Origin of the sequence: Hydrogenophaga sp. RWCD_12 (assembly GCF_046604225.1) — a bacterium.
Taxonomy (GTDB): Bacteria; Pseudomonadota; Gammaproteobacteria; order Burkholderiales; family Burkholderiaceae_C; genus Hydrogenophaga.
On sequence record NZ_JBKIXC010000006.1, the window covers coordinates 163,098 to 185,051 of the forward strand.

At 67.0% G+C, this 21,954-nt stretch carries 17 protein-coding genes; 12 read left to right on the forward strand and 5 right to left on the reverse strand.

The window, feature by feature from the left end:
- The first annotated feature begins 110 nt into the window (after positions 1-110).
- Positions 111-1,124 carry an LLM class flavin-dependent oxidoreductase gene (locus ACLIJ1_RS21935; RefSeq protein WP_411367696.1) on the forward strand — a complete coding sequence of 338 codons (1,014 nt, stop codon included), beginning with the start codon at positions 111-113 and terminating at the stop codon, positions 1,122-1,124.
- An 18-nt stretch (positions 1,125-1,142) separates the two neighbouring features.
- Here the strand turns inward: ACLIJ1_RS21935 and ACLIJ1_RS21940 are convergent, their stop codons facing one another.
- A complete protein-coding gene (locus ACLIJ1_RS21940) occupies positions 1,143-2,426 on the reverse strand; it encodes an acyl-CoA dehydrogenase family protein (protein ID WP_411367697.1) in 1,284 nt (427 codons plus the stop codon).
- A gap of 247 nt (positions 2,427-2,673) precedes the next feature.
- Here ACLIJ1_RS21940 and ACLIJ1_RS21945 point away from each other — a divergent pair, with 247 nt between their 5' ends.
- The 6 genes from ACLIJ1_RS21945 to ACLIJ1_RS21970 all read left to right on the forward strand — a co-directional run bounded on the left by ACLIJ1_RS21945 (position 2,674) and on the right by ACLIJ1_RS21970 (position 8,709).
- Positions 2,674-3,900, forward strand: a complete 1,227-nt coding sequence (locus ACLIJ1_RS21945; protein WP_411367903.1) for an NAD(P)H-dependent flavin oxidoreductase — start codon at positions 2,674-2,676, stop codon at positions 3,898-3,900.
- A complete protein-coding gene (locus ACLIJ1_RS21950; protein WP_411367698.1) occupies positions 3,897-6,356 on the forward strand; it encodes an adenosylcobalamin-dependent ribonucleoside-diphosphate reductase in 2,460 nt (819 codons plus the stop codon). Before ACLIJ1_RS21945 ends, ACLIJ1_RS21950 begins: the two co-directional genes overlap by 4 nt.
- Positions 6,349-6,963 carry a nitroreductase family protein gene (locus tag ACLIJ1_RS21955; protein WP_411367699.1) on the forward strand — a complete coding sequence of 205 codons (615 nt, stop codon included), beginning with the start codon at positions 6,349-6,351 and terminating at the stop codon, positions 6,961-6,963. Before ACLIJ1_RS21950 ends, ACLIJ1_RS21955 begins: the two co-directional genes overlap by 8 nt.
- The gene (locus ACLIJ1_RS21960; RefSeq protein ID WP_411367700.1) at positions 6,960-7,529 is read left to right on the forward strand and encodes a hemerythrin domain-containing protein; all 570 of its coding nucleotides are present in this window, start codon (positions 6,960-6,962) and stop codon (positions 7,527-7,529) included. The genes ACLIJ1_RS21955 and ACLIJ1_RS21960 overlap by 4 nt, the downstream gene beginning before the upstream one ends.
- Before the next feature lie 62 nt (positions 7,530-7,591).
- On the forward strand, positions 7,592-7,954 hold the full coding sequence (locus tag ACLIJ1_RS21965) for a hypothetical protein (RefSeq protein ID WP_411367701.1): 363 nt from the start codon (positions 7,592-7,594) through the stop codon (positions 7,952-7,954).
- Positions 7,955-8,067: 113 nt separating this feature from the next.
- Positions 8,068-8,709: a flavin reductase family protein gene (locus ACLIJ1_RS21970; RefSeq protein ID WP_411367702.1), complete on the forward strand. Its 642-nt coding sequence runs from the start codon at positions 8,068-8,070 to the stop codon at positions 8,707-8,709.
- Positions 8,710-8,771: 62 nt separating this feature from the next.
- Here ACLIJ1_RS21970 and ACLIJ1_RS21975 read toward each other — a convergent pair whose 3' ends face one another.
- From ACLIJ1_RS21975 to ACLIJ1_RS21990, 4 genes are all read right to left on the reverse strand, one after another.
- Positions 8,772-10,241: a hypothetical protein gene (locus ACLIJ1_RS21975; RefSeq protein ID WP_411367703.1), complete on the reverse strand. Its 1,470-nt coding sequence runs from the start codon at positions 10,239-10,241 to the stop codon at positions 8,772-8,774.
- A complete protein-coding gene (locus tag ACLIJ1_RS21980; protein ID WP_411367704.1) occupies positions 10,157-11,104 on the reverse strand; it encodes an ABC transporter ATP-binding protein in 948 nt (315 codons plus the stop codon). Before ACLIJ1_RS21980 ends, ACLIJ1_RS21975 begins: the two co-directional genes overlap by 85 nt.
- Positions 11,105-11,258: 154 nt before the next feature.
- Positions 11,259-11,972: a fumarylacetoacetate hydrolase family protein gene (locus tag ACLIJ1_RS21985; RefSeq protein WP_411367705.1), complete on the reverse strand. Its 714-nt coding sequence runs from the start codon at positions 11,970-11,972 to the stop codon at positions 11,259-11,261.
- Positions 11,973-11,990: 18 nt separating this feature from the next.
- Complete coding sequence (locus tag ACLIJ1_RS21990) at positions 11,991-13,028, reverse strand: cupin domain-containing protein (RefSeq protein WP_411367706.1); 1,038 nt, start codon at positions 13,026-13,028, stop codon at positions 11,991-11,993.
- A gap of 115 nt (positions 13,029-13,143) precedes the next feature.
- On the opposite strand from ACLIJ1_RS21990, the gene ACLIJ1_RS21995 reads away from it, so the two are divergent.
- From ACLIJ1_RS21995 to ACLIJ1_RS22015, 5 genes are all read left to right on the forward strand, one after another.
- Positions 13,144-13,659, forward strand: coding sequence for a MarR family winged helix-turn-helix transcriptional regulator (locus ACLIJ1_RS21995; RefSeq protein ID WP_411367707.1), 516 nt, complete (start codon positions 13,144-13,146; stop codon positions 13,657-13,659).
- Between the two features lie 108 nt (positions 13,660-13,767).
- Positions 13,768-14,550, forward strand: a complete 783-nt coding sequence (locus tag ACLIJ1_RS22000; protein WP_411367708.1) for a CmcI family methyltransferase — start codon at positions 13,768-13,770, stop codon at positions 14,548-14,550.
- Between the two features lie 8 nt (positions 14,551-14,558).
- Positions 14,559-16,007 carry a class I SAM-dependent methyltransferase gene (locus ACLIJ1_RS22005; protein ID WP_411367709.1) on the forward strand — a complete coding sequence of 483 codons (1,449 nt, stop codon included), beginning with the start codon at positions 14,559-14,561 and terminating at the stop codon, positions 16,005-16,007.
- 36 nt (positions 16,008-16,043) lie between these two features.
- On the forward strand, positions 16,044-20,540 hold the full coding sequence (locus ACLIJ1_RS22010) for a class I SAM-dependent methyltransferase (protein ID WP_411367710.1): 4,497 nt from the start codon (positions 16,044-16,046) through the stop codon (positions 20,538-20,540).
- The gene (locus ACLIJ1_RS22015; protein ID WP_411367711.1) at positions 20,521-21,924 is read left to right on the forward strand and encodes an MBOAT family O-acyltransferase; all 1,404 of its coding nucleotides are present in this window, start codon (positions 20,521-20,523) and stop codon (positions 21,922-21,924) included. The genes ACLIJ1_RS22010 and ACLIJ1_RS22015 overlap by 20 nt, the downstream gene beginning before the upstream one ends.
- The last annotated feature ends 30 nt before the right edge of the window (positions 21,925-21,954 follow it).

Sequence of the window (21,954 nt, forward strand, 5' to 3'; positions counted from 1 at the left end):
CCTACGCGGAAAACCGCTGCAGCGCCGTCGCCTGGCGTACATGGCGTGCCGTTCTCTGGACATCCCGCCCAGGCACTGCGCAGACCCGGGCAAAGTCGGACAATCCGGGCATGAAAGCTCTGCAAGACATCCGACTCTCCCTGCTCGATCTGGTTGCCGTGCGCGAGGGCGGCAAGGTCGCCGACGCGCTGTCGATCGCGCTGCGCACCGCGCAACACGCCGAGCGCCTGGGTTTCACCCGCTACTGGCTGGCCGAGCACCACAACATGAGCGGCATCGCCAGTTCGGCGACCGCCGTGCTGGTCGGCCACATCGCGGGTGGCACGCAGTCCATCCGCGTCGGCTCGGGCGGCGTGATGCTGCCCAACCACGCACCGCTGGTGGTGGCCGAGGCTTTCGGCACTCTGGCCGAGCTGTACCCGGGTCGCATCGACCTCGGCCTGGGCCGCGCGCCCGGCACCGACCCGCTGACCATGCGCGCGCTGCGCCGCGACCGGCCCGAGACCGAAGAAGACTTCCCGCGCGACGTGGCCGAGCTGCAGCGCCTGCTCGGCGATCCGCAGCCCGGCCAGCGCCTGATTGCCATGCCCGGCGCCGGCACACACGTGCCGATCTGGCTGCTGGGCTCCAGCCTGTTCTCGGCCCAGCTCGCGGCCGAGCGCGGCCTGCCGTATGCGTTTGCGTCGCACTTCGCGCCGCGCTACCTGCTGCAGGCGCTGCACCTGTACCGGCAGAACTTCAAGCCGTCGAAGGTGCTCGACAAATCCTACGCCATCGTGGGCGTGCCGCTGATCGCCGCACCGACCGACGAAGAGGCGGAGTACCTGGCCAGCAGCACCTACCAGCGCGTGCTCGGCATCCTGACCGGCAAGCGCGGCCAGCTGCCGGCACCGGTCGAGGGCTTCATGGACCGACTCGATGTGCAGGCCCGCGCAGCCATCGCCGACTTCCTGGCCTGCGCCGTGGTGGGCGGCCCGGCCACCGTGCGTGCCGGCCTGCAGCGGCTGGCCGATGCGACAGAAGCCGACGAGTTCATGCTGGTCAGCGACGTGTTCGACCCGGCGCTGCGGCTGCGCTCTCTGGACATCGCCGCGGCGGCCATGCGCGAGGCGGTGCCCGCCTGAGCGGGCGGGCGTCCCGGTTCAGAGATGCGGCGGTGTCCGCATCTGCTCCGGTGTCGTGAAGTAGGCCGACGACGCGCCCATGCGCTCGCGCGCCATGGCCAGTTCGTGCCGCGCCACGCTGCGCAGGTGCACCTCGTCCGGGCCGTCGAGCAGGTGCAGCGCGCGGCCCCAGGTCCAGAACTGCGCCAGTGGCGTGTCGGGTGAGAGCCCCATGGCGCCGAAGATCTGCATCGCACGGTCGACCACGCGGGTCTGCAGCCCGGCAGCCACCACCTTGATCGCCGCGACCTGCGCGCGCACGGCCGCCGAGTCGGCTTTGTCAGGGTGGTCCAGCAGCCAGGCGCAGCGCAGCACCAGCAGCCGCGCCTGGTCGATCTCGATGCGCGACAGCGCGATCCACTCCTGCACGTTGGCGTAGTCGGCCAGGTACTTGCCGAAGCTGCGCCGCTCCAGCGCGCGCTCGGTCGCCAATGCCAGCGCCAGTTCACACTGTCCGATGGTGCGCATGCAGTGGTGCACCCGGCCGGGCCCCAGCCGCGCTTGCGCCATCGCAAAGCCGTGGCCCCAGGCGCCCAGCAGGTGGTCGGCGGGCACGCGCACGCCGCGCAGCACGATCTCGCAGTGCCCCTCGGGCGCGTGGTGATGCACCACGCTGATGTTGCGCACCACTTCCAGCCCCGGCGTGTCCGTTGGAACCACCACCATGCTGTGCTGGTGATGCGCGTCACTGCCCGCGTCGCTCTCGTTGCGCGCCATCACGATCAGCACGCGGCAGGCCGGGTGCGCCACGCCGGTGATGAACCACTTGCGGCCGTTGAGCACCAGTTCATCGCCCTCGCGCCGCACCGTGGTCTGCAGGTTGGTCGGGTCCGACGAGGCCACGTCGGGCTCGGACATCGCAAACGCCGAGCGGATCTCGCCGTGCAGCAGCGGGCGCAGCCAGCGTTCGCGCTGCGCCGGCGTGGCGAAGCGGTGCAGCAGCTCCATGTTGCCGGTGTCGGGTGCGCTGCAGTTGAAGACCTCGGCAGCCCAGCTGAGCTTGCCCATGGCTTCGGCCAGTGGTGCGTAGTCGAGGTTGGACAGGCGCGTGCCCGGCTCGTCCTCCCGCAGCCCGGGCAGGAACAGGTTCCACAGCCCTTCCTCGCGCGCCAGGGTTTTGAGGTCTTCCAGAAACGGTGGCGGGTACTGGCCGTCCTGCACCGCCTGGTGCCAGGCGGCGTTGTGCGGCAGCACGTAGGTCTGCAGGAAACCGTCGAGTTGGCGCAACAAACCCTGCGCCCGGGGGCTGTGCTCAAAGTCCATGCAGGCATTGTGGAAAGACCCTTTCATCTGTCGGGGCGCCTGGGCGACAGGCTGTCCCCGGGGTGCCCCATCCGACGGGCGGTAGGGCAGTTCTTGACCCAGAACAAGGCGCCGGCGGACCGTCATCGGTACGCTCCTCCAGCGGTTTTTTGCGCCGCCCAAAGGGACAGAGACGATGAATGCACGAGATGAGATGGGGGCGGTTTCGCCTGGAGACGGCGAAGCGGCAGCCCGCGCCGACGCGTTGATGCGCCTGGCCCACGAAGGCGGCATGCGGTCGTGGAGCCTGAAGGGCCGGGAGCTGGTCCCGGTGGTGCAAGGTGGCATGGGCGTGGGCGTCTCTGCCGGTGGCCTGGCCGGCGCCGTCGCGTCGCTGGGTGGGGTGGGTACGGTGTCGTCGGTCGATCTGCGCCGACTGCATCCGGACCTGATGGCCCAGACCTCGCACCTGGAAAGCGGCAAGGAGCCCGACGCACGCGAGCGCATCAACACCGCCAACCTGGTCGCGCTGGACCGCGAAATCCGCCGCGCCCGGCTGCTGTCGGGCGGTCGCGGCATGGTCGCCGTGAACATCATGAAGGCCCTGTCTGCCTATGAAATTTATGTGCGGCAGTCGCTGGAAAGCGGCGCCGACGCGGTCGTGGTCGGCGCCGGCCTGCCGCTGGACCTGCCCGAAATCGCCAAGGACCACCCCGACACGGCGCTGATTCCGATCCTGTCGGACGCGCGCGGCGTGCAGCTGATCGTCAAGAAATGGGAGAAAAAGGGCCGTCTGCCGGATGCAATCGTGATCGAGCACCCGCGGCTGGCCGGTGGCCACCTGGGGGCGGCCAAGGTCGCCGACCTGCAGGATCCGCGCTTCGAGTTCGACACCGTGATTCCCCAGACCCTGGAATTTTTCAAATCGGCCGGGCTGGAAGGAAAGATTCCCTTGATCGCCGCCGGCGGGATCTCGACGCGGGAAGACATCCTGCGGCTGCAGGGACTGGGCGCCAGCGCGGTGCAGATGGGTACCGCGTTCGCGGTAACCCTGGAGTGCGACGCCGACCCGACCTTCAAGAAGGTGCTGGCCGAGGCCCGCCCGGAAGACATCGTGGAATTCATCAGCGTGGCCGGGCTGCCGGCGCGCGGAGTGCGCACTCACTGGCTGGAGAAGTACCTGCGCGTGGAGCCCAAGCTCAAGGCCGTGGCCCACATCAAGACCCACTGCAACATGGCCTTCGACTGCCTGGCGCATTGCGGATTGCGGGATGGCAAGGCCGACATGGGCCAGTTCTGCATCGACCAGCAGCTGGCGCATGCGATGGAAGGCGACGAAGACCGGGGGCTGTTCTTCCGGGGCGCCGGTACCCTCCCGTTTGGCAAGGACATCCGATCGGTCCATGATCTGATGTTCTGGATGATGTCGGGAGCCCTCCCGGCCGGCTCGGACGCTGTACCATCCCACGCCTTCAAGACAGGAGCCCTCGCATGAAGCGCGACCCCAGCCCTGGAGCACAGCAGCTCCGGGACCCCCAGCCCATCAGTCTCGATGTGCTGGAAGAAAAGTACCTCAAGCCCGGCGAAACCGGCATCGACGATCTCTACCGCCGCGTGGCCCGCGCCCTGGCTTCGGTGGAAAAAGAACCCATCCGCGCCGAATGGGAGCGCAAGTTCCTTGACAACCTGTACGCGGGCGCCATCGGCGCCGGCCGGATCATGAGTGCCGCCGGCACCGACATCCAGGCCACGCTGATCAACTGTTTCGTGCAGCCCGTGGGCGACTGCATTCAGGGCTTTGACGACGAAGGCTTCCCGGGCATCTACGAAGCCCTGCGCGAAGCTGCCGAAACCATGCGCCGCGGCGGTGGTGTCGGCTACGACTTCTCGCGCATCCGCCCGCGCGGAGCCGAGGTCAAGGGCACGCACTCGATGGCCTCGGGTCCGTGCAGCTACATCAATGTGTTCGACCAGTCGTGCTCGACGGTCGAGAGCGCCGGTGCGCGCCGTGGTGCCCAGATGGGCGTGCTGCGCATCGACCACCCGGACGTGCTGGACTTCATCACCGCCAAGCGCACCCCCGGCCGCTGGAACAACTTCAACGTGTCGGTCGGCGTGAGCGACGCCTTCATGGAAGCCGTGGCCGGCGACCAGCCCTGGGAACTGGTGCACAAGTCCCGCCCTGGCAGCAAGGCGATGGACAAGGGCGCCTACCAGCGCAGCGACGGCCTCTGGGTGTACGAAAGCGTGCCCGCGCGCGAGCTGTGGGACACCATCATGAAGTCGGCGTATGACTTCGCCGAGCCGGGTATTCTGTTCCTGGACAAGATCAACCAGGACAACAACCTGCGCTATTGCGAAGGCATTGCCGCGACCAATCCCTGTGGCGAGCAGCCGCTGCCGTCCTACGGCTGCTGCGACCTCGGCCCGGTGATCCTCACGCGCTTCGTGCGCAACGCCTTCGGTTTCGGTGGTGTGCCGGCGTTCGATTTCGGCGCCTTCGAGCAGGCCGTGGCGACCCAGGTGCGGGCGCTGGACAACGTGCTGGACGTGACCTTCTGGCCGCTGGAACAGCAGCGCAAGGAAGCGCAGGACAAGCGTCGCATCGGCGTCGGCTTCACCGGCATGGGCAACACGCTGGCGATGCTGTGCGTGCGCTACGACCGCGAAGAAGGCCGCAAGCTCGCCGCCAAGATCGCCGAACACATGCGCGACGCGGCCTACCGCGCCTCGATCGAGCTGGCCAAGGAAAAGGGCGCCTTCCCCAAGTTCGACGCCAACGGCTACCTCGAACCCGGCACCTTCGCCAGCCGCCTGCCCGATACGATCCGCCAGTCCATCCGCAAGCACGGCATCCGCAACAGCCACCTGCTCTCGATCGCCCCGACCGGCACCGTCAGCCTGGCCTTTGCCGACAACGCTTCCAACGGCATCGAACCGCCGTTCTCGTGGTCCTACCGCCGCAAGAAGCGCGAGGCCGACGGTTCGACCCGCGACTACGCGGTCGAGGACCATGCCTGGCGCCTCTATCGCGACCTCGGCGGTGACGTCGACAGCCTGCCCGACTACTTCGTCAGCGCGCTGGCGATGACGGCGGGTGAACACATCGCGATGATGGAATCGGTGCAGCCCTTCGTGGACACCGCGATCTCCAAGACAGTCAACGTGCCGGCCGACTACCCGTACGAAGACTTCAAGAACCTGTACCTGCAGGCCTGGCGCGCCAGCCTCAAGGGCATGGCGACCTACCGCCCGAACAACATCCTGGGTTCGGTGCTCGACACCGGCGCGCCGGTGGTCGAAGCCAAGCCGGCCGCCCCGGTGGTGACGCCGATCGACCCGATGCGCACCGTGATCGAGAGCCGTCCCAAGGGCGCGCTCTCGGCCGTGGCCGACAAGATCGAGTACTGGACGCAGGAAGGCCACAAGACGCTGTACATCGTGGTTTCCTTCCTGCCGGTCACCGCGGCCGACGGCAAGGGCACGGTCGAGCGCGCGATCGAGTTCTTCATGCCGGTGGGGCAGAACGGCGAGTCGCAGCAGTGGATCACCTCCACCATGCGCATGCTCTCGCTGGCCGCGCGCGGCGGTTTCCTCGGCCGTGCGCTGTCCGACATGCGCAAGGTCGCCTGGGACCGCGGCCCGGTGCGCTTGGGCACCTACCAGAAGGCCGACGGCACGCACGTGCCGATGTGGCACGACTCCGAAGTCGCCGCCATTGCCTTCGCGTTGCAGAACATCATCGCCCGCCGCAACCAGCAGCAGCCGGATACCGCAGCAGTCGCCACGCCGCACGCACCGGCCGCGCCCGAGCTGGTCGGCATGTCCAACGGCATGTCTTCCAATGTGATGGCCGGCAAGAAGTGCCCCGAGTGCGGCGCGCACGCCATGATCCGCAAGGACGGCTGCGACTACTGCACTTCCTGCGGCCACCTGGGCAGCTGTGGCTGATCCCGACGCGCCGCCCGACTGGGCGGCGCTGGCCACCGAGCTGATGTCGGCACGGCAGACCGTGCTGCCCTTCCGGCTCGGTGAGCCCGGGCCCGATGCGGTCCAGCTGCAGACGATCCTGGGTGCAGCCGCGTCTGCACCCGACCACCGCAGCCTGCTGCCCTGGCGCTTCATTGCGGTGCCCGCCGACCGGCGCGAGGACCTGTCCGAGGTCTTCGTTCAGGCGCTGCTGGAGCGCGACCCGAAGGCCAGCCCGCACGACATCGCCAAGGCGCGCGAAAAAGGGTTTCGCTCCCCGTTCCTGGCCCTGCTGGTGGTCGACGCGACCAAGGGCGACGCCGACATCGGTCTGGCCGAACGCCTGATCTCGGCGGGCTGTGCGGCACAGAACGTATTGCTGATGGCGACCGCGGTGGGCTATGGGTCAGCGCTGACGGCCGGCAAATCCGTCACATCTCGGGTGCTTCACCGCTTCTTCGATCTGCGGGAGAGCGAGCAGGCCGTGTGCTTCCTGAGCATCGGGACCGCCATCTCGCACGGCAAGGCCAGCCTGCGGCCCCGGGTGAGCGACTACGTCAGCGATCTCGGCGAGAGGAAGGCTTCATGAGCGGCACCAAGGTACAGATCAGCCTGCCTGGCCACAGCGCTCCGGGTGTGGGCTTCGAGCAGCCGTTCGAGATGCTCGAAGCCTGCCACGAACGCGTCGAACGCATGCTGCGCCTGCTCGGCAAGCTGCGCGGGCACGCGAAGACCCACGGCGCCGACACGCAGGCCCGCGACGCTGCGCGCGACGTGATGCGCTATTTCGACCAGGCCGGCCCGCACCACCACGAAGACGAAGAACGCCATGTCTTTCCGCCGCTGCTTGCGCAGCGCGACCCGGCCGTGCTGGCGGTGGTCATTCGCCTGAAGCAGGACCACCGCGAGATGGCGTTGCAGTGGGCGCAGGTGCGCGCAGCCTTGTCCGCACTGGTCGATGCCGGGGATGACTGGGCCGGTTTCTCGACGGAAGACGAACAGTGCTTCGACGCCTACGACGCGCTGTACCGGCGGCACCTGGTGGACGAGAACGGAGTCGTCTATCCCGAGGCGCGAAAGCTCATGCGGGGCGAGGCACTGCAGGCGATGGGTGTTGAGATGATGGAGCGGCGGGGAGTTCCGGTCCGCGGATGACGGTCATCTGCCTGCTATCGTGACGAGGTGCCGCTGTTGGCACTTGTTTTGAGGGAGGCGTTATGAAGCTGGTCAAGTTGGCAATGGGTGCGGTTCTGTCGGGAGTTTTGGTCTCTGCGGTGGCAGGGCCGCACGAGAAGCCTGGATCTGGTTTGACGGTGTACCTGAGGGAGGCCACTCGCACGTTCGTGTTGGCGCCGGGACAGTCCGACGGCGTGTCAAGTGCCTGCAGAAGCGGAGAAACGGTCGTTGGCGGATCGCCGACCAATATTCCGAACAATGTCGCCATTGCTTATTCCGCACTGTTCTTTGACGGTGTCAACAACGGCTGGACCGTGCAATACCGAAACGACAGCACACAGTCTGTGAGCGTGTATGCGGCTACCTCCGCGCTGTGTACCGCCGGCAAGCTGATCCCGGGTTGAGCATCTGCCGCGCCTGCTTGGCACGGTGGGTTCGCGCGCACATGATGGTGCGGCGGCGGGCGATGTGCTGAGGCGCGGTCTGGAACTTGCATGGCGGGGTCAGGAGCCCCGCCATGACCGACATCGATTTTTCCCGCCTCTCCGCCTACCAGCGCTACAAGCTCATGGCCAGCCTGATCGTGCCGCGGCCGATCGCGCTGGTGACCACGCTGGGTGCGAACGGGGTGGTGAACGCAGCGCCGTTTTCCATGTTCAACATGGTGGGCGAGGAGCCGCCGCTGGTGATGCTGAGCATCAATCGCCTGCAGGACGGGCACCTCAAGGACACGGCGGCCAACATCCTGGCCACGGGCGAGTTCGTGGTGCACATCACCGACGAGGCGATGGCGCCGCAGATGCACGCCTGTGGCGCATCGCTGCCGCCCGAGGTGAGTGAACTGGCGGTGACCGGGCTGACGCCGGCGCCCTCCATGACCGTGAAGCCGCCGCGCATCGCCGAAGCGCCGGTGGCGTTCGAGTGTGTGCTGCACGAGACCATGCAGACCGATAGTCGCTACGTGTTCTTCGGCCGGGTGCAATGGCTGGCCGCGCGTGCCGGCCTGGTGGACACGCAGGCCTGGCGCGTGAACCTGCGCGAGTTCCATCCGGTGGGCCGCTTCGGCGCGAGCTTCTATGTGCGCTGCGGCGATCGGTTCGTGATGAACGAGGTCGACGGGCAGGCCGCCGAAGCCTCGACACCCATCGACCAGCTCTGACTGGCTTCGTTTCACCGCGCCGATGTTCGGCTGCGCAGGCCGGGGAATTCTGGAGCGGGACGCTATGAAGTTGCGTTTGGGTCAGATGCTTGTGCACCTTGCACAACCGGTGCCCCGACCGACCATCGCCAGCCGACCAGGCCGGCGATCAAGAGCAGATGCGACCACATGGCGAGCCAGACGTTCATCCCCAGCGAGGCCTTGCCTTCAATCAGTTCATTGATCCCGAAGAAGGGCTCGATCCAAGGGGTCAGCGCCGGCGCCGCACCTATCGCCAGACCAGGCAGCACCACACCCAGCACAAACAGGGTGAGCAAGGTCATGGCAGCGGGCTTGCGGATGGTGTGGCGGAACGCAAAAAAGTGGTAGATGCCACAGTCGCGCAGGGTGTGCAGCAGGGCCAGCCACATCAAGCTCCCCAGCTCAAGGGGCGGTGGGTCTGAGCGGCCGCCGCTCGTTCCCCCCGCCAGGGTGAAGGCCAACAAAAACAGCGCCGTCAGCCCCCAACTCAAGGGCCACAGCGGCAAGGCCTGCCAGAGGCGGCGTGCCGGGCTGTGCGCGCGGTGGTAGAGCACCGCCTGCCAGACCAGCCGGGTGTTGGCCTCCGTGAACAATGCGACGTAAGTCGAGGCCAGTGCCACGCCAGCCATGGTCATCCAAAGCGTGGATCCCCAGGCTGACTGCGGAAGAAAACCTGCCAAGACCCAGCCCATGCCCGCCACGCCTGTCACCCAGGCCCAGGGCACCGCACGGACCATCAGCTGCTTGCCCATGCTGCGCCACAGCGCCAGCAGGCCCAGCGCCAGCAGCAGCAAGGCCACCAGCAGCGACTGAATGGACAAGGGCAAGCCCAAGCCCCACCAGTTGCCGACAGCCCCGATGTCCGGCGAGGCCGGGTCACGCAACACCATAAAAATCATTGGCAGAGTCTGGAGCGCCAGGAACAAGCCAAAGAGCCGGCTGGCCATGCCGCTGGCCTTTTCAGACCGGATGTCCAGCGTGTGCAAACGGCTGGCCATCAGCCAGGCGTGCAGGGCCACCGCGCCCACCGCACCGACCAGCAGCCAGACGCTGCGGCTCCAGAAGGCCGGTCCTGCCAGCGCAGCCACCACTGCCACCAGTGCGCACAACAAGCCGCCGTACCAAGCGTAGGCCGCGCTGCCAAACAACTTGCCCCATGCCATTTGCCACGGGGTCAGCGCACTCAGGCGCTGCTGGTCCCAGGTGCGCTCGCTCACTTCGTTGTTGATGCTCGACACCACAAGCAAGCTGCCCCAGCCCACGGTCAGGCCGATGAACAACACCGCAAAGGCCATAAACAGGCTGCCGTGCGGGTCGTCAAGATTGAGACTGACCACCAAGAGACCAATCAATGTCAGAACCAACGGCATCGTGAACAGCCGGGCCGGTGATATTTCCAACCACAGGTTGCGTTTGAATTCCGGGTTCATGCAGCTTCTCCTTGGCGTTTGGGCGCATCGGCCTGACCGTAGCTGGCCTTTAGGCTGGTGCGCACCTCGTGAAAGGCACACACAGCCACACCTGCGTTGGTGAGTCTGGCCAACAGGGCGGCCCGGGCCGCCAGATCACCCTCTGGCAAGTACACGGTGCTGGGGGTGATTCCTTGCGCGTCCAGATGGGCCACCTCGTAACCTTCCAGCAGGCTGGCGAGTTGCGGTGCCGGTGCGGCAAGCTGGATCTGCATCAGTGTTTTGACCACGCCTTCCGCGCCGATGGCCGTCGCTGCCAGGCTGGCAAAGCGACTGACCCGTCCATCGCGAAGGGACAGGATGTGTGTGCAGTACTCATCCAGCTCGCTCAGGATGTGACTGGACACCACCAGCGTCATGCCCGTGGCTTGCAGGGAGCGGAACAGCACCGACAAGTCCGCGCGCGCCTCTGGGTCCAGTCCACTGGCCGGTTCATCGAGCAAGAGCACCTGCGGCATGTGCACGATGGCCTGCCCGATCGCCACCCGCTGGCGCTGACCGCGCGACAGGTTGCTGGAAAGGCTTTGCAGTTTGTCGTTCAGGTTCAGAAAACCGGCCACCTCCTGTACCCGCGTGGGGATGTGCTTGTCGGCAATGCCCTGCGAGGCAGCGGCATAGATCAGGCACTGCTGCACCGTCAGCTCCTGGTAGAGACCAAAGAAGTCCGACAGGTAACCCAGCTTGGTGTGCACCTCACGCGGGTGCTCCTGCACATCGACGCCGCCTACCGTGATGCTGCCCGACAGCGGGGTGTCCAGCCCTGCCATGCAGCGCATCAGGGTGGATTTGCCGGCGCCGTTGGGGCCGACCAATGCGGTGACGGTGCCCTTGGGAAGGTCGACCGAAACGCCATGCAGCGCACGGTGACCCAGATAGTCGAAAACCAGATCCCGAACTTGAATCATTGAATGCCGTCCCTTTTGGTGCCACGCAGGCCCGTGGCGAGGTCGATTATCAAGTGAGTTCGGAGGGCATTTGACTGGATTGCAATGGCTGGTGTGGCCAGGAGCGCGGGGCGCTTTCTGTGTCCTGGTCGGTACGGAATACCGACTGGATTCTTCAAGGCGACATTCGATCTGCCGGGCCGACATTCAACGCGACCTCGGCCACGCCCTCCACCCGCCCGGTGATGAGGTCGCCGCTGACCACCGCGCCCACGCCTTCGGGCGTGCCGGTGTAGATGATGTCGCCGGGTTGCAGGTGATAGAACAAAGTCAGATCCGCGATGATTTCCCGGATGTTCCAGATCAGCTTGTCCACGCCGGACGACTGCTTGGTCTGTCCATTGACTTCGAGCGCGATCGCACCCTTCTCGATCACCACGCCTTCCATCGGCACGATCTCGCTGCAGACCGAGCCCTGCTCGATGTCCTTGCCCAGGTCCCAGGGGCGGCCCTTGTCGCGCGCGACCAGCTGCAGGTCGCGGCGCGTCATGTCCAGGCCGGCGGCGTACCCGTAGACGACTTCGTGTGCCTTGTCGGCGCTGACGCGGAAACCGGCTTTGCCGATGGCCAGCACGAGTTCCATTTCGAAGTGGTAGTTCTTGGTCTCGGGCGGGTAGGCCACGGTGGAGCCCGAGGGCGTGAGCGTTTGCGGTGACTTGGTGAAGTAGAACGGGCGCTCGACCGACTTGTCGACCGGCTTGCCCATCTCGACGGCGTGCGCATGGTAGTTGCGGCCGACGCAGAAGATGCGGTTGACGGGGAAGCGTTCGGTCCGGCCACGGATCGGCAGGGACTGGACGGCAGGAGGGGTGAAGAGGTATTGGGTCATGGTGTGTGATCGAAAGAGTTACCGGACCTCGTACACACCGAGCTTGCGGTGCAGTGGCGATTCATCGGCGATGAAGACGAACGAGGGCTTGTCGGCCTGGCGGTTCTGCAGCGTCACGGCTTCGTAGCCGGGCGCGCAGCAGGTGTCGGCTTCGACCAGGCTGAAGGTTTTGCCGCAGGTGGACACGTCCACGCCACCTTCGATCAGGTGAAAGACCTGCGAAGGCGAGCGCGCGGGCAGGGTGAGTGTCTGGCCAGGCTTGAGCATCAGCGCGTAGAAGCCCAGGATGTTCTCGGCGTCGCCGCCGGTTTCCGGGTTCACGTAGGTCACCTGCACGCAGGCGAGATCGGGCTCGTTGTCCGCAAGACCCAGCAGTGCGGCACGCGTGTCGACCCAGGGGTAGCGCAGCATCGGGTAGCGCTTGTCGCTGCGGCCGAACACCTGCGTCGGCACCACGCCGGCGCGGGTCCAGGCGCGGTCGCCGCTGCCCTGCTTGACGGTCTGGCGCGCGCCGTTGATGTGGTAGCTCGCTTCCATGTAATAGACCAGCGGCAGGTCCAGCACGTCCAGCCAGACCACCGGGTCGGTGCCGTCGTGGCCGTGTTCGTGCCACAGGCCGGTGGGCGTGAGGATCAGGTCGCCGCGGCTCATCGGGCACTTCTCGCCATCGACGGTCGTGTACGCGCCTTCACCCTCGACGATCATGCGCACCGCGTTGGGCGTGTGGCGGTGGCTGGGCGCCCATTCTCCCGGCAGCAGCAGCTGCATGCCCAGGTAGATTGCCGGGCTGGCCTTCATGTTCTCCAGCCCGTGGCCGGGGTTGGCCAGCACCAGCACGCGGCGCTCGGCCTTCTCGATCGGCGTCAGCTCGCCGGCCTTGAGCAGCAGCGGCTTGAGCGTGGAGTAGGGCCAGTGGATGGCCCGCGTGGCGCGCGCAGGCACTTTGGGCGGCAGCACGGCGCGCAGGCTGGGCCACAGCGGCACCAGGTTCAGGTTCTTCAGGTCGTCGCGGTAGTCCTGCGGCAGGTCTTCCAGGCGTCCGAGTTCGTGGCTCATGGTTTGTCTCCTTGCGATCGGCCCTGCCCGGCCGCATTATTATGATCAGTGTGCTGATCATAAGAGCGCTGTTAAACTGGGTCAACGCCCGCCCACCCCCCTGCTTACCCTTGCCATGGACACCCCCGAATCCACCGGGATCGACATCGACCAGCAGCCCGGATACGCGATCCGGCGGCTGCACCAGATCTCGGTCGGCATCTTCCTGCAGGAGGCGGGTGAGCAAGGCGTGACGCCGGTGCAGTACGCCGCCCTCCAGGTGGTGGGCAACCAGCCCGGCATCGACCAGCGCACGCTGGCCCGCACCATCGCCCTGGACACCTCCACCACCGGCGGCGTGATCGACCGGCTGGAAGCGCGCGGCTGGCTGGAGCGGCGCATGTCGCCCGAAGACCGGCGTGCCCGTCAGCTCTTCCTCACTGCGGCGGGCGAGCAGGCGCTGGCCGACACCATCCCTGCCATGCTGCGTGCGCAGGAGCAGATCCTGGCGCCGCTGACCGAGCGCCAGCGCGCGGAGTTCATGCGCCTGCTGATGATCGTCGTGACACAGAACAACGACATGAGCCGCGCACCCGGCGACGGTGGGGCGCGGGTCGCTGGCGGCGCTGCTGTGGGTTTGCCGCGACGCTGAGCACCGCATCGCAGCCGCAGCACACCTGCTGCTCACGAAGCCGTTACGATGACACGCACAGGCGCCAGCCTGCACGTTGTGTCGTTGCACCGCTCGCAGGCAGAAGCCATGAAAATCACCATTGATACGGCCGTCCAGACGCTGGATGTCCAGTCCGACGACGGGTCGCGGCAGCAGCATCCGCTGTACTCCCCGCAGGCGTTCCGGCTGTTGTCGGGCGTCTGGCTCAAGCAGGAGTGGAGCCTGCTGCACTGGCAATCGTTCTCCTGGCTGGGCTTCCAGCTGTGGCAGTTGCCGGACGACGTGTTGCGGCTGGCCGAGGTCATCCACACCGTCCAGCCGGACGTCATCATCGAGACCGGTGTGAACCGTGGCGGCAGTGCCGTGCTGTTTGCGACCCTGTGCCGTGCCCTGGGAAAAGGGCGGGTCATCTCCATCGACATCCGGATTCCGCAGGAGGTCCGGGACGCCGTGGCGGCCTGTCCGCTGGCCGATCTCATCACCCTGATCGAGGGCGATTCGGCCGCGCCGGAAGTGGTCGGGCGGGTGCATCGCGCGGTGCGTGCGGGCGAGTCGGTGCTGGTGTTTCTCGACAGCGACCACAGCAAGACCCATGTGCGCCGGGAGCTGGAGGCCTACGGGTCGCTGGTCACCCCCGGGTCGTACATCGTGGCGGCCGACGGCGTGATGCAGGACCTGACCGATACCCCGCTGGGCCATGCGCACTGGGGCGACGACAACCCCGCGGCGGCGGCCCGTGCCTTTGCCCTTGATCACCCCGAGTTCGAGATCCGCCGCCCCGTGGCCCGGTTCAACGACCACCTCGCCCCCGACAACCTGACCTACTGGCCGGACGCCTGGCTGCTGCGCCTGGATGGCCCTGCTTCCTGAAAGCCACCATGCACGCCAGCTCCTACGAAGAAATGCGGTCCTTTGTCCAGGCGCACCTTGGGTCGCGTCGCGAGGAGTCGCTGACCATCCACGACCTGGGCAGCCAGGATGTGAACGGTGCCTACCGCGACCTGTTCGATGCGCCCCGATGGCGCTACACCGGCATGGACCAGGTGGCGGGGGACAACGTGGACCTGGTGCTCAAGGATCCCTATGCCTGGCGCGAGGTGGCCAGCGATTCGGTTGATGTGGTGGTGTCGGGGCAGGCGCTGGAACACATCCGGTATGTGTGGATCACCATGCTGGAGATCGCGAGGATCCTCAAGCCCGGCGGGCTGTGCTGCCTCATCGTGCCGGCTGGTGGTCCCGAGCACCGCTACCCGGTGGATTGCTGGCGCATCTATCCCGATGGGATGGAGTCCCTGGCGCATTTTGCCCAGCTCGATGTGCTGCAAGTGCAGACGCAATGGGGGGCGACGGGATTCATCGACAACAGCGACGTCTGGAAGGACACAGTGCTGGTCTGCCGCAAACCCGACCATGGTTTCTGGTGGAACCGCAAGAGCGCGCTCAAGCGCTGGATCCAGCACCGCAGCCTGGTCCAGGGCCTGCCGCAGGAACGGCTGTCGCTGGGCGCCTTGGCCAGCCCCGCTCCGGAGACGACCACGGTAGCGGTGCCCGCCAGCCCGGCCACCGTGCCCGAGCCGGCGCCAAACCCGCCGGGGAACCCGCGCGCAGTCCCGGATCTGGCTTCCTGCAGCTTCTATCACACGACCGAGCTGCCTGGCGGAGAAACGGTGCGGGGGCAATGGGACCTGCGTCCGACCGTGGCGGCCTATCTGGGCCATGTGCCGCTGGCAGGGCGCCGCGTGCTGGAGATCGGGCCGGCCAGCGGCTTCCTCACCTTCCACATGGAGGCCGAAGGCGCGCAGGTCACCGCGGTGGAGCTGCCGATGGAACACCTGTGGGATGCGGTCCCGGTGGCCGGGTTCGACATGGCGGCCTGGCGAACCGACTTCACCGAATCGATCCATGGCGTGCGCCGTTCGTTCCAGTATCTGCACCACCTGTACGGCTCCCGCGCGCGCCTGGTGATCGACCACCTGGACCGCCTGTCCGCGACGGACGGACCATTTGATGTCGGTCTGCTGGGTTCGGTGTTGCTGCATTGCCGCTCGCCGTTCACGGTCATGGAGCAAGTGGCCCGGCATGTCCGGGACACGGTGATCGTGACGGAACCCTACGACGCCAATCTGGGTGAGCTGCCGGTCTGCCGCCTGCTGCCCGAACCGGCCCAGCAACAGGTGGACACCTGGTGGGCCATGACGCCCTCGTTCATCGTGCATTCGCTGGCCGTGCTGGGCTTTCCGCACGCCGAGGTGTCGGTCCACCACCAGAAGCGCGAATGCGACGACCTGATGGTTCCCATGTTCACCGTTGTGGCGCGCCGCGCCTGACTCCCGTCCGTTGACACCTAGCCCCTGAACACCGCCGTGCCAAATCTCCACGATCCGCTGCTGCAGCCGTTGTTGTCGCCGGTGCTGTCGGCCGTGTTCCAACGGCCCCATCGGCTGGGCAAACCCAGCGGCTGGTGGGGCCACGTGCCCTTTGCCGGCTGGCTGGTCGAGGCGTTGCGCCCTCATGTGCTGGTGGAGCTGGGTGCCCACCACGGGGTGTCCTATGCGGCGTTCTGTGAAGCGGTGCGGGGTGGCCAGCTTCCTACCCGCTGCTACGCCGTGGACAGCTGGGCCGGAGACGCGCACGCCGGCTTCTTCGACCCGGCGGTGTTCCAGGACGTGAAGGCCTTCAACGATGCCCACTACGCGGCGTTCTCGGAGCTGATCCGCGCCGACTTCGATACAGCGGTCGGACACTTTGCCGACGGCTCGATCGACCTGCTGCACATCGACGGTTTCCACACGTACGAAGCCGTGCGCCACGATTACGAGACCTGGCGCTCCAAGCTGTCGGCGCGGGCCGTGGTGGTGTTTCACGACACCAACGTCCGCAGGGACGACTTTGGCGTGCACCGGTTCTTCGCGGAGCTGGCCCGGGAGTTTCCCCATTTCGAGTTCCTGCACGGGAACGGCCTGGGCCTGCTGGCACACGGCAAGGACATGGCAGAACCCATTGCCAGCCTGTGCGCGCTGAACGGGACAGAGCAAGGCGGACTTCTGCGCGACCGGTTTGCCGCACTGGGCGCCCGCTGGCAGGGCCTGGCCAACGAACAGGAGATGGAGCGCTCCTTTGCAGAACAGGTCAGGAACCTGCAGGCGCACAACGCCCGCGAACTGGGTGCGAACCAGGGCGCCTCGGCGCTGGTTCGCGCCCAGCTCGTGGAGGCGCAGGCCGGACGCGAGAACGCACAGCGTGCGGAGCGCCATCTTCGGGACGAGCGCGAAGAAGTGCTGCGCGAAACGGTTCAGCTGCGCAACGAAGTCGGGCGGATGCACCAGGCCTATGCCGAACTCGAGCGGGGCTTGCACGAACTCCAGCAGGTGATCGCCCAGCTGTCGGACCGCAACACCGACCTGACTGTTGCCCTGCAGGGCGCCGAACGGACCGCGCGTGGCCTGCTGCCGTCATTGCTGGAGCGGGCCGCTGGTGGCGAGCAGCCAGCGCCCCAGGGGTTGCTGCAACGCATGCAGGCCCGTGTGAACGGACGCACCGAACGGCCGGCGCCACCGACCGACCTGGAACTGATTCTGCGGTCGCCGTTCTTCGATGCGGAGTGGTACCTGCAGACCTATCCCGACGTCGGTGCCGCCGGGGCCGATGCAGCGGAGCACTACGCGTTGCATGGTGGGAGGACGGAAAACCGCGACCCCGGGCCGTGGTTCTCCACCGGTGCCTACCTTCGGGACAACCCGGACGTCGCCGCGCAGGGGCTCAATGCCCTGGCCCATTTCGAGGTCCATGGGCAGCACGAACACCGCGAATATCCGATGCGTTCCCTGGTGCCCCTGCCCCGGGCGGTCACCCTGGTCAACGTGGAGCCGGCGGTCGATGTCAAGCAGGCGTTCCGGCAACAGAGCCGTCAGGATCTGGCCGATTTCCTGTCTACGGACCGGGCGCTGGTGTTGCCGACCGTGGACCAGCCCCGTGTCTCGGTCATCGTGGTGTTGCACAACCAGGCCGAGCTGACGTTCAAGTGCATCGAGGCGCTGTGCGCCAGGATGGACGTGCCCTGTGAGGTGCTGCTGGTCGACAACGCGTCCACCGACGACACCGCGGCACTGCTGGAACGGGTTCAAGGCGCGCGCGTGTTGCCGCAGACAGAGAACCTGCACTTCCTGCGGGCGGCGAACCTGGGGGCGGCCCAGGCACGGGGTGACTGCCTGCTGTTCCTCAACAACGACGCGCAGGTCTGCGAGGGTGCTCTGTCGGCTGCGCTGAGTCTGCTGGACGAGCAGGCCCGCGTGGGGGCGGTGGGGGGCAAGGTGGTGCTGCTCGATGGCCGCCTGCAGGAGGCCGGCAGCATCGTCTGGAGCGACGGCGGCTGTTCTGGATATGGCCGCGGGCGCGATCCCCGGGACGCCGAATTCCAGTTCCGCCGCGAGGTCGACTACTGTTCGGGTGCGTTCCTGATGGTGCGGCGTGCGCTGTTCAACGCGCTCGGAGGGCTCGATCTGGCGTTCGCGCCGGCCTATTACGAAGAGACGGACCTGTGCATGCGCATCCGGCAGGCCGGCTGCACTGTCGTGTACGACCCCCAGATCGAAATCCGGCACTACGAATTCGGCAGCTCGGACACCGAGAAGAGCGCCGTCGCGCTGATGGAGGCGCACCGGGAGGTGTTTGCCGCGCGCCATGCACAGGTGCTGGCGGACGGGCACCGGCCACATGGCACGCGCGACATCGAGGTGCGGCAGCGGGATGCCGGGCGCCAGCGGGTGCTGGTGATCGATGACTGCATTCCGGTGCCATCGCTCGGGTCCGGTTTCCCCAGGGCACAGCTGCTGGTGCGCGAGCTTTGCGACAGTGGCGCCTTCGTGAGTCACTACCCGCTGGCCAGTCCGCTGGTCGACATGGAAGAAGCCTACCGGGTGCTGCCGCGCGAGGTGGAGATCGTGGCGGATCTGGGGATCTCCGGGCTGACCCGGTTCCTGCGTGAGCGGATGGGCTACTACGACGTGGTGATCGTCAGTCGGCCACACAACATGGACCGCTTTCTCCAGGCCTGCCAGGAGGTGCCCGGCTTTCGCGCCGTCACCACGCTGGTCTACGACGCGGAGGCCATCTTCGCCAGCCGCGAGGCGCTGCGTGCCGAGGTCCTGGGACACGCGGCACCACCGCTGGACGGCCACATGGGGCTGGAGCGCGAGCTGCAGATGGCGCGATCTGCCCACTGCGTGCTGGCCGTGAGCGGGATCGAGGCGGAACGCTTCCGCCAGGCCGGCTGTGCGCAGGTCCGTGCACTGGGACATGGCCTCCAGGTACAGCCCACATCCCGGGAGCATCGGGACCGCCGCAATCTGCTGTTCGTGGGGCGGCTGCAGGAGGAGTCCTCCCCCAATGCCGACTCGATGCTCTGGTTCGTGCGCGAGGTCATGCCGCTGCTCGACCAGCGCATCGGCACCGGCTATGCGCTGGACATCGTCGGCCGCTGCTCCGGCAAGCTCGTGGCGGCGCTGGGCGGGGAGCGTGTCGTGTTCCACGGTCGCGTCGAAGACGTGGGGCCGTTCTACGACCAGGCCCGGGTGTTCGTGGCGCCCACGCGTTTTGCCGCGGGCATTCCGCTCAAGGTGCAGGAAGCGGCCGCGTACGGTGTCCCGGTCGCGGCCACCGATCTCATTGCGGAGCAGCTCGGCTGGGGCGCCAAGGGCGAGCTGCTGCATGCGGCCACGGCCGAGGCGTTGGCCGATGCCTGCGCCAGGCTGTATCTCGACGAAGGCCTTTGGAACCACACACGGCAGGCGTCCTTCGCGGCGGTGGAGCGCGACTGCTCGGTGCAGGCGTTCCGCGCCACCGTCCGGGACATGCTGGACGAAGCGAGGCGGCGGCCCGCCGGCCCGCCGCCGACCAGCGCAGGACCGGAGGCCGCGGCCCTCGACCTGTCGCGCACCGCTGAAACCTGGAACGTGTCGCCGCAGCAGCGCGAGGCCATCCATGGGATGAACTGGATGGCGCACCCCCGCGTGGTGGCGCGGCTGAACCACAAGGCCAGCGGCGACGAGGCCAAGGATGCGTATGGCCATCTCCAGGACACGCTGACCCAGCGGGGATTGCGCTTGCCGTTGGCACGTGTCGCCAGCCTGGGGTGCGGATTTGGCGCGCTGGAGCGCGGCCTGGCCAGCATCCGCATGGCCACCTGCATCGAAGGCTACGACATCGCCGAAGAGGCCGTCGCCGGCGCCCGTGCCCTGGCGGCAGCCCAGGGGCTGGATGCGGTGCACTACGAGGTCGCCGATCTGGAGCAGCTGGAGCTGCCAGAAGGTGCCTACGACCTGGTGGTGGGCTTCCAGTCGATCCACCATGTCAACGATCTCGACCGCCTGTTCGCCATGGTCCGCCGGGCGCTGCGTCCGGGTGGTGTGTTTCACCTGCACGAGTACGTCGGACCGGACCGCTTCCAGTGGACCGATGCGCAGCTGTTCCACATGAACCAGTTCCTGCAGACGCTGCCCGAGCGCTACCACCGGCTTCCCAACGGGGTGCTGCGCGGTCCCCGCGAGCGTCCGCGCGCCGAAGATGTCATCGCGTGCGATCCGACGGAAGCGATCCACTCCTCGCTGATCATTGCGGCCCTGGAGCGGCATTTCCGGGTGGTCGACCGGCGCGCGCTCGGCGGCGCATTGCTGCATATCGGGTTGAGCGACATCGCCCAGAACTTCAGCACCGACCGGCCGGAGGACATGGCGCACATGGAGCGCTTCTTTGCCTTCGAAGACCGGCTGATGGCCGAGGGGGTGATCGGTTCCGACTTCGCCGTGCTGACGGCAGTCCCTGCGGACGAAGCGGGCGCGGCGCGTGAACTTCAGTTCGGTTGAGTTCCTCTTCTATTTCCTGCCGGCGTTCCTGGCGGTCTATTTCGCTTCGGGGCGCCACAACGCCGTGCTGCTGCTCGGCAGCGCCGTGTTCTATGCCTGGGGCGAGCTGAGGAACGCCTGGGCGCTGGTGGCATCCCTGCTGGGCTGCTACCTCTGCGGACTGGCCCTGCAAGGCAGCGCCGGACGGCCGCGTGCCCGCCGGCTGGTCCTGGCGCTGGGCGTCGTGTTCCAGGTCCTGCTGCTGGGCGCCTTCAAGTACCTGGGCTTCGTGATCGACTCACTGGCCGGCGTCGGCATCCATGTCGGGCTCCAGAGGCAGGACCTTCCCACCCTCCCGGTCGGCATCTCGTTCTTCACCTTCCACGCGATTTCCTATCTCGTCGACTGCTTCCGGGGAAACACGTCCGTCGAGCGCAGCCTGTTCCGGCTCGCCAACTACCTGCTGCTGTTTCCGCACCTGCTGGCCGGCCCGATCGTCCGGTACCTGAGTATCCGGCGGCAACTCGTGCGGCGGCACTGGACGGTCGCACGCCTGCGTTTCGGGCTGGAGCTGCTGATTATCGGGCTGGCCCAGAAGCTGCTGCTGGCCAACCACCTGGGCGCCACGGTCGATGCCATCTACGCGCTGGACCGCGGTGCGCTCTCGACCAGCGTGGCCTGGCTGGGAGCGGTGGGCTACGCCTTTCAGGTGTACCTGGATTTTTCGGGCTACTCCCACATGGCGCTGGGACTGGCCCTGCTGCTTGGGTTTTCGTTTCCGCGCAATTTCAACCTTCCGTTCCGCTCCCTGTCCGTGCGGGAGTTCTGGCGCCGCTGGCACATCAGCCTGTCCAGCTGGCTGCGCGACTACGTTTACCAGCCGTTGGGAGGAAGCCGACGCGGGGCATCCAGGACGATGATCAACACGGTGGTGGTGTTCACGCTGTGCGGGTTGTGGCACGGCGCGGGCTGGACCTTTGTGCTCTGGGGCACTTACAACGGTGCGCTGATCGTGCTGGAGCGTCTGGCGCTTGCACAGGTCACGGCACGGTGGCCGAAGTCTCTCCAGCAGGGTTACGCCTGGCTGGCGTTCGTCGTGGGCGTCGCCATGTTCAGGTCGCAGGACATGGCCCAGGCGACCGACTTCTATGCCGCGATGGCTGGGCTGACCGGCGCGGCCGACAACGCGCCGGTGCTGGCGAGATACCTCGACGGCAAGACGGTGACGGTGCTGTTGCTGGCCGGGTGTTCGATGCTGCCGCTGCGCGATTGGATCGGCGGCAGGCATTTCGTGCGACCCAGGTTCATGGTCTCGCGGTTCGTGCTTCTTTCGGTCCTGCTGCTGCTGTGCGCGATGACGCTGGCGGCCGGCAGCCACAACCCTTTCCTCTACTTCCGGTTCTGACGATGGCCATGGCGCGAACCCGTTGGTGGA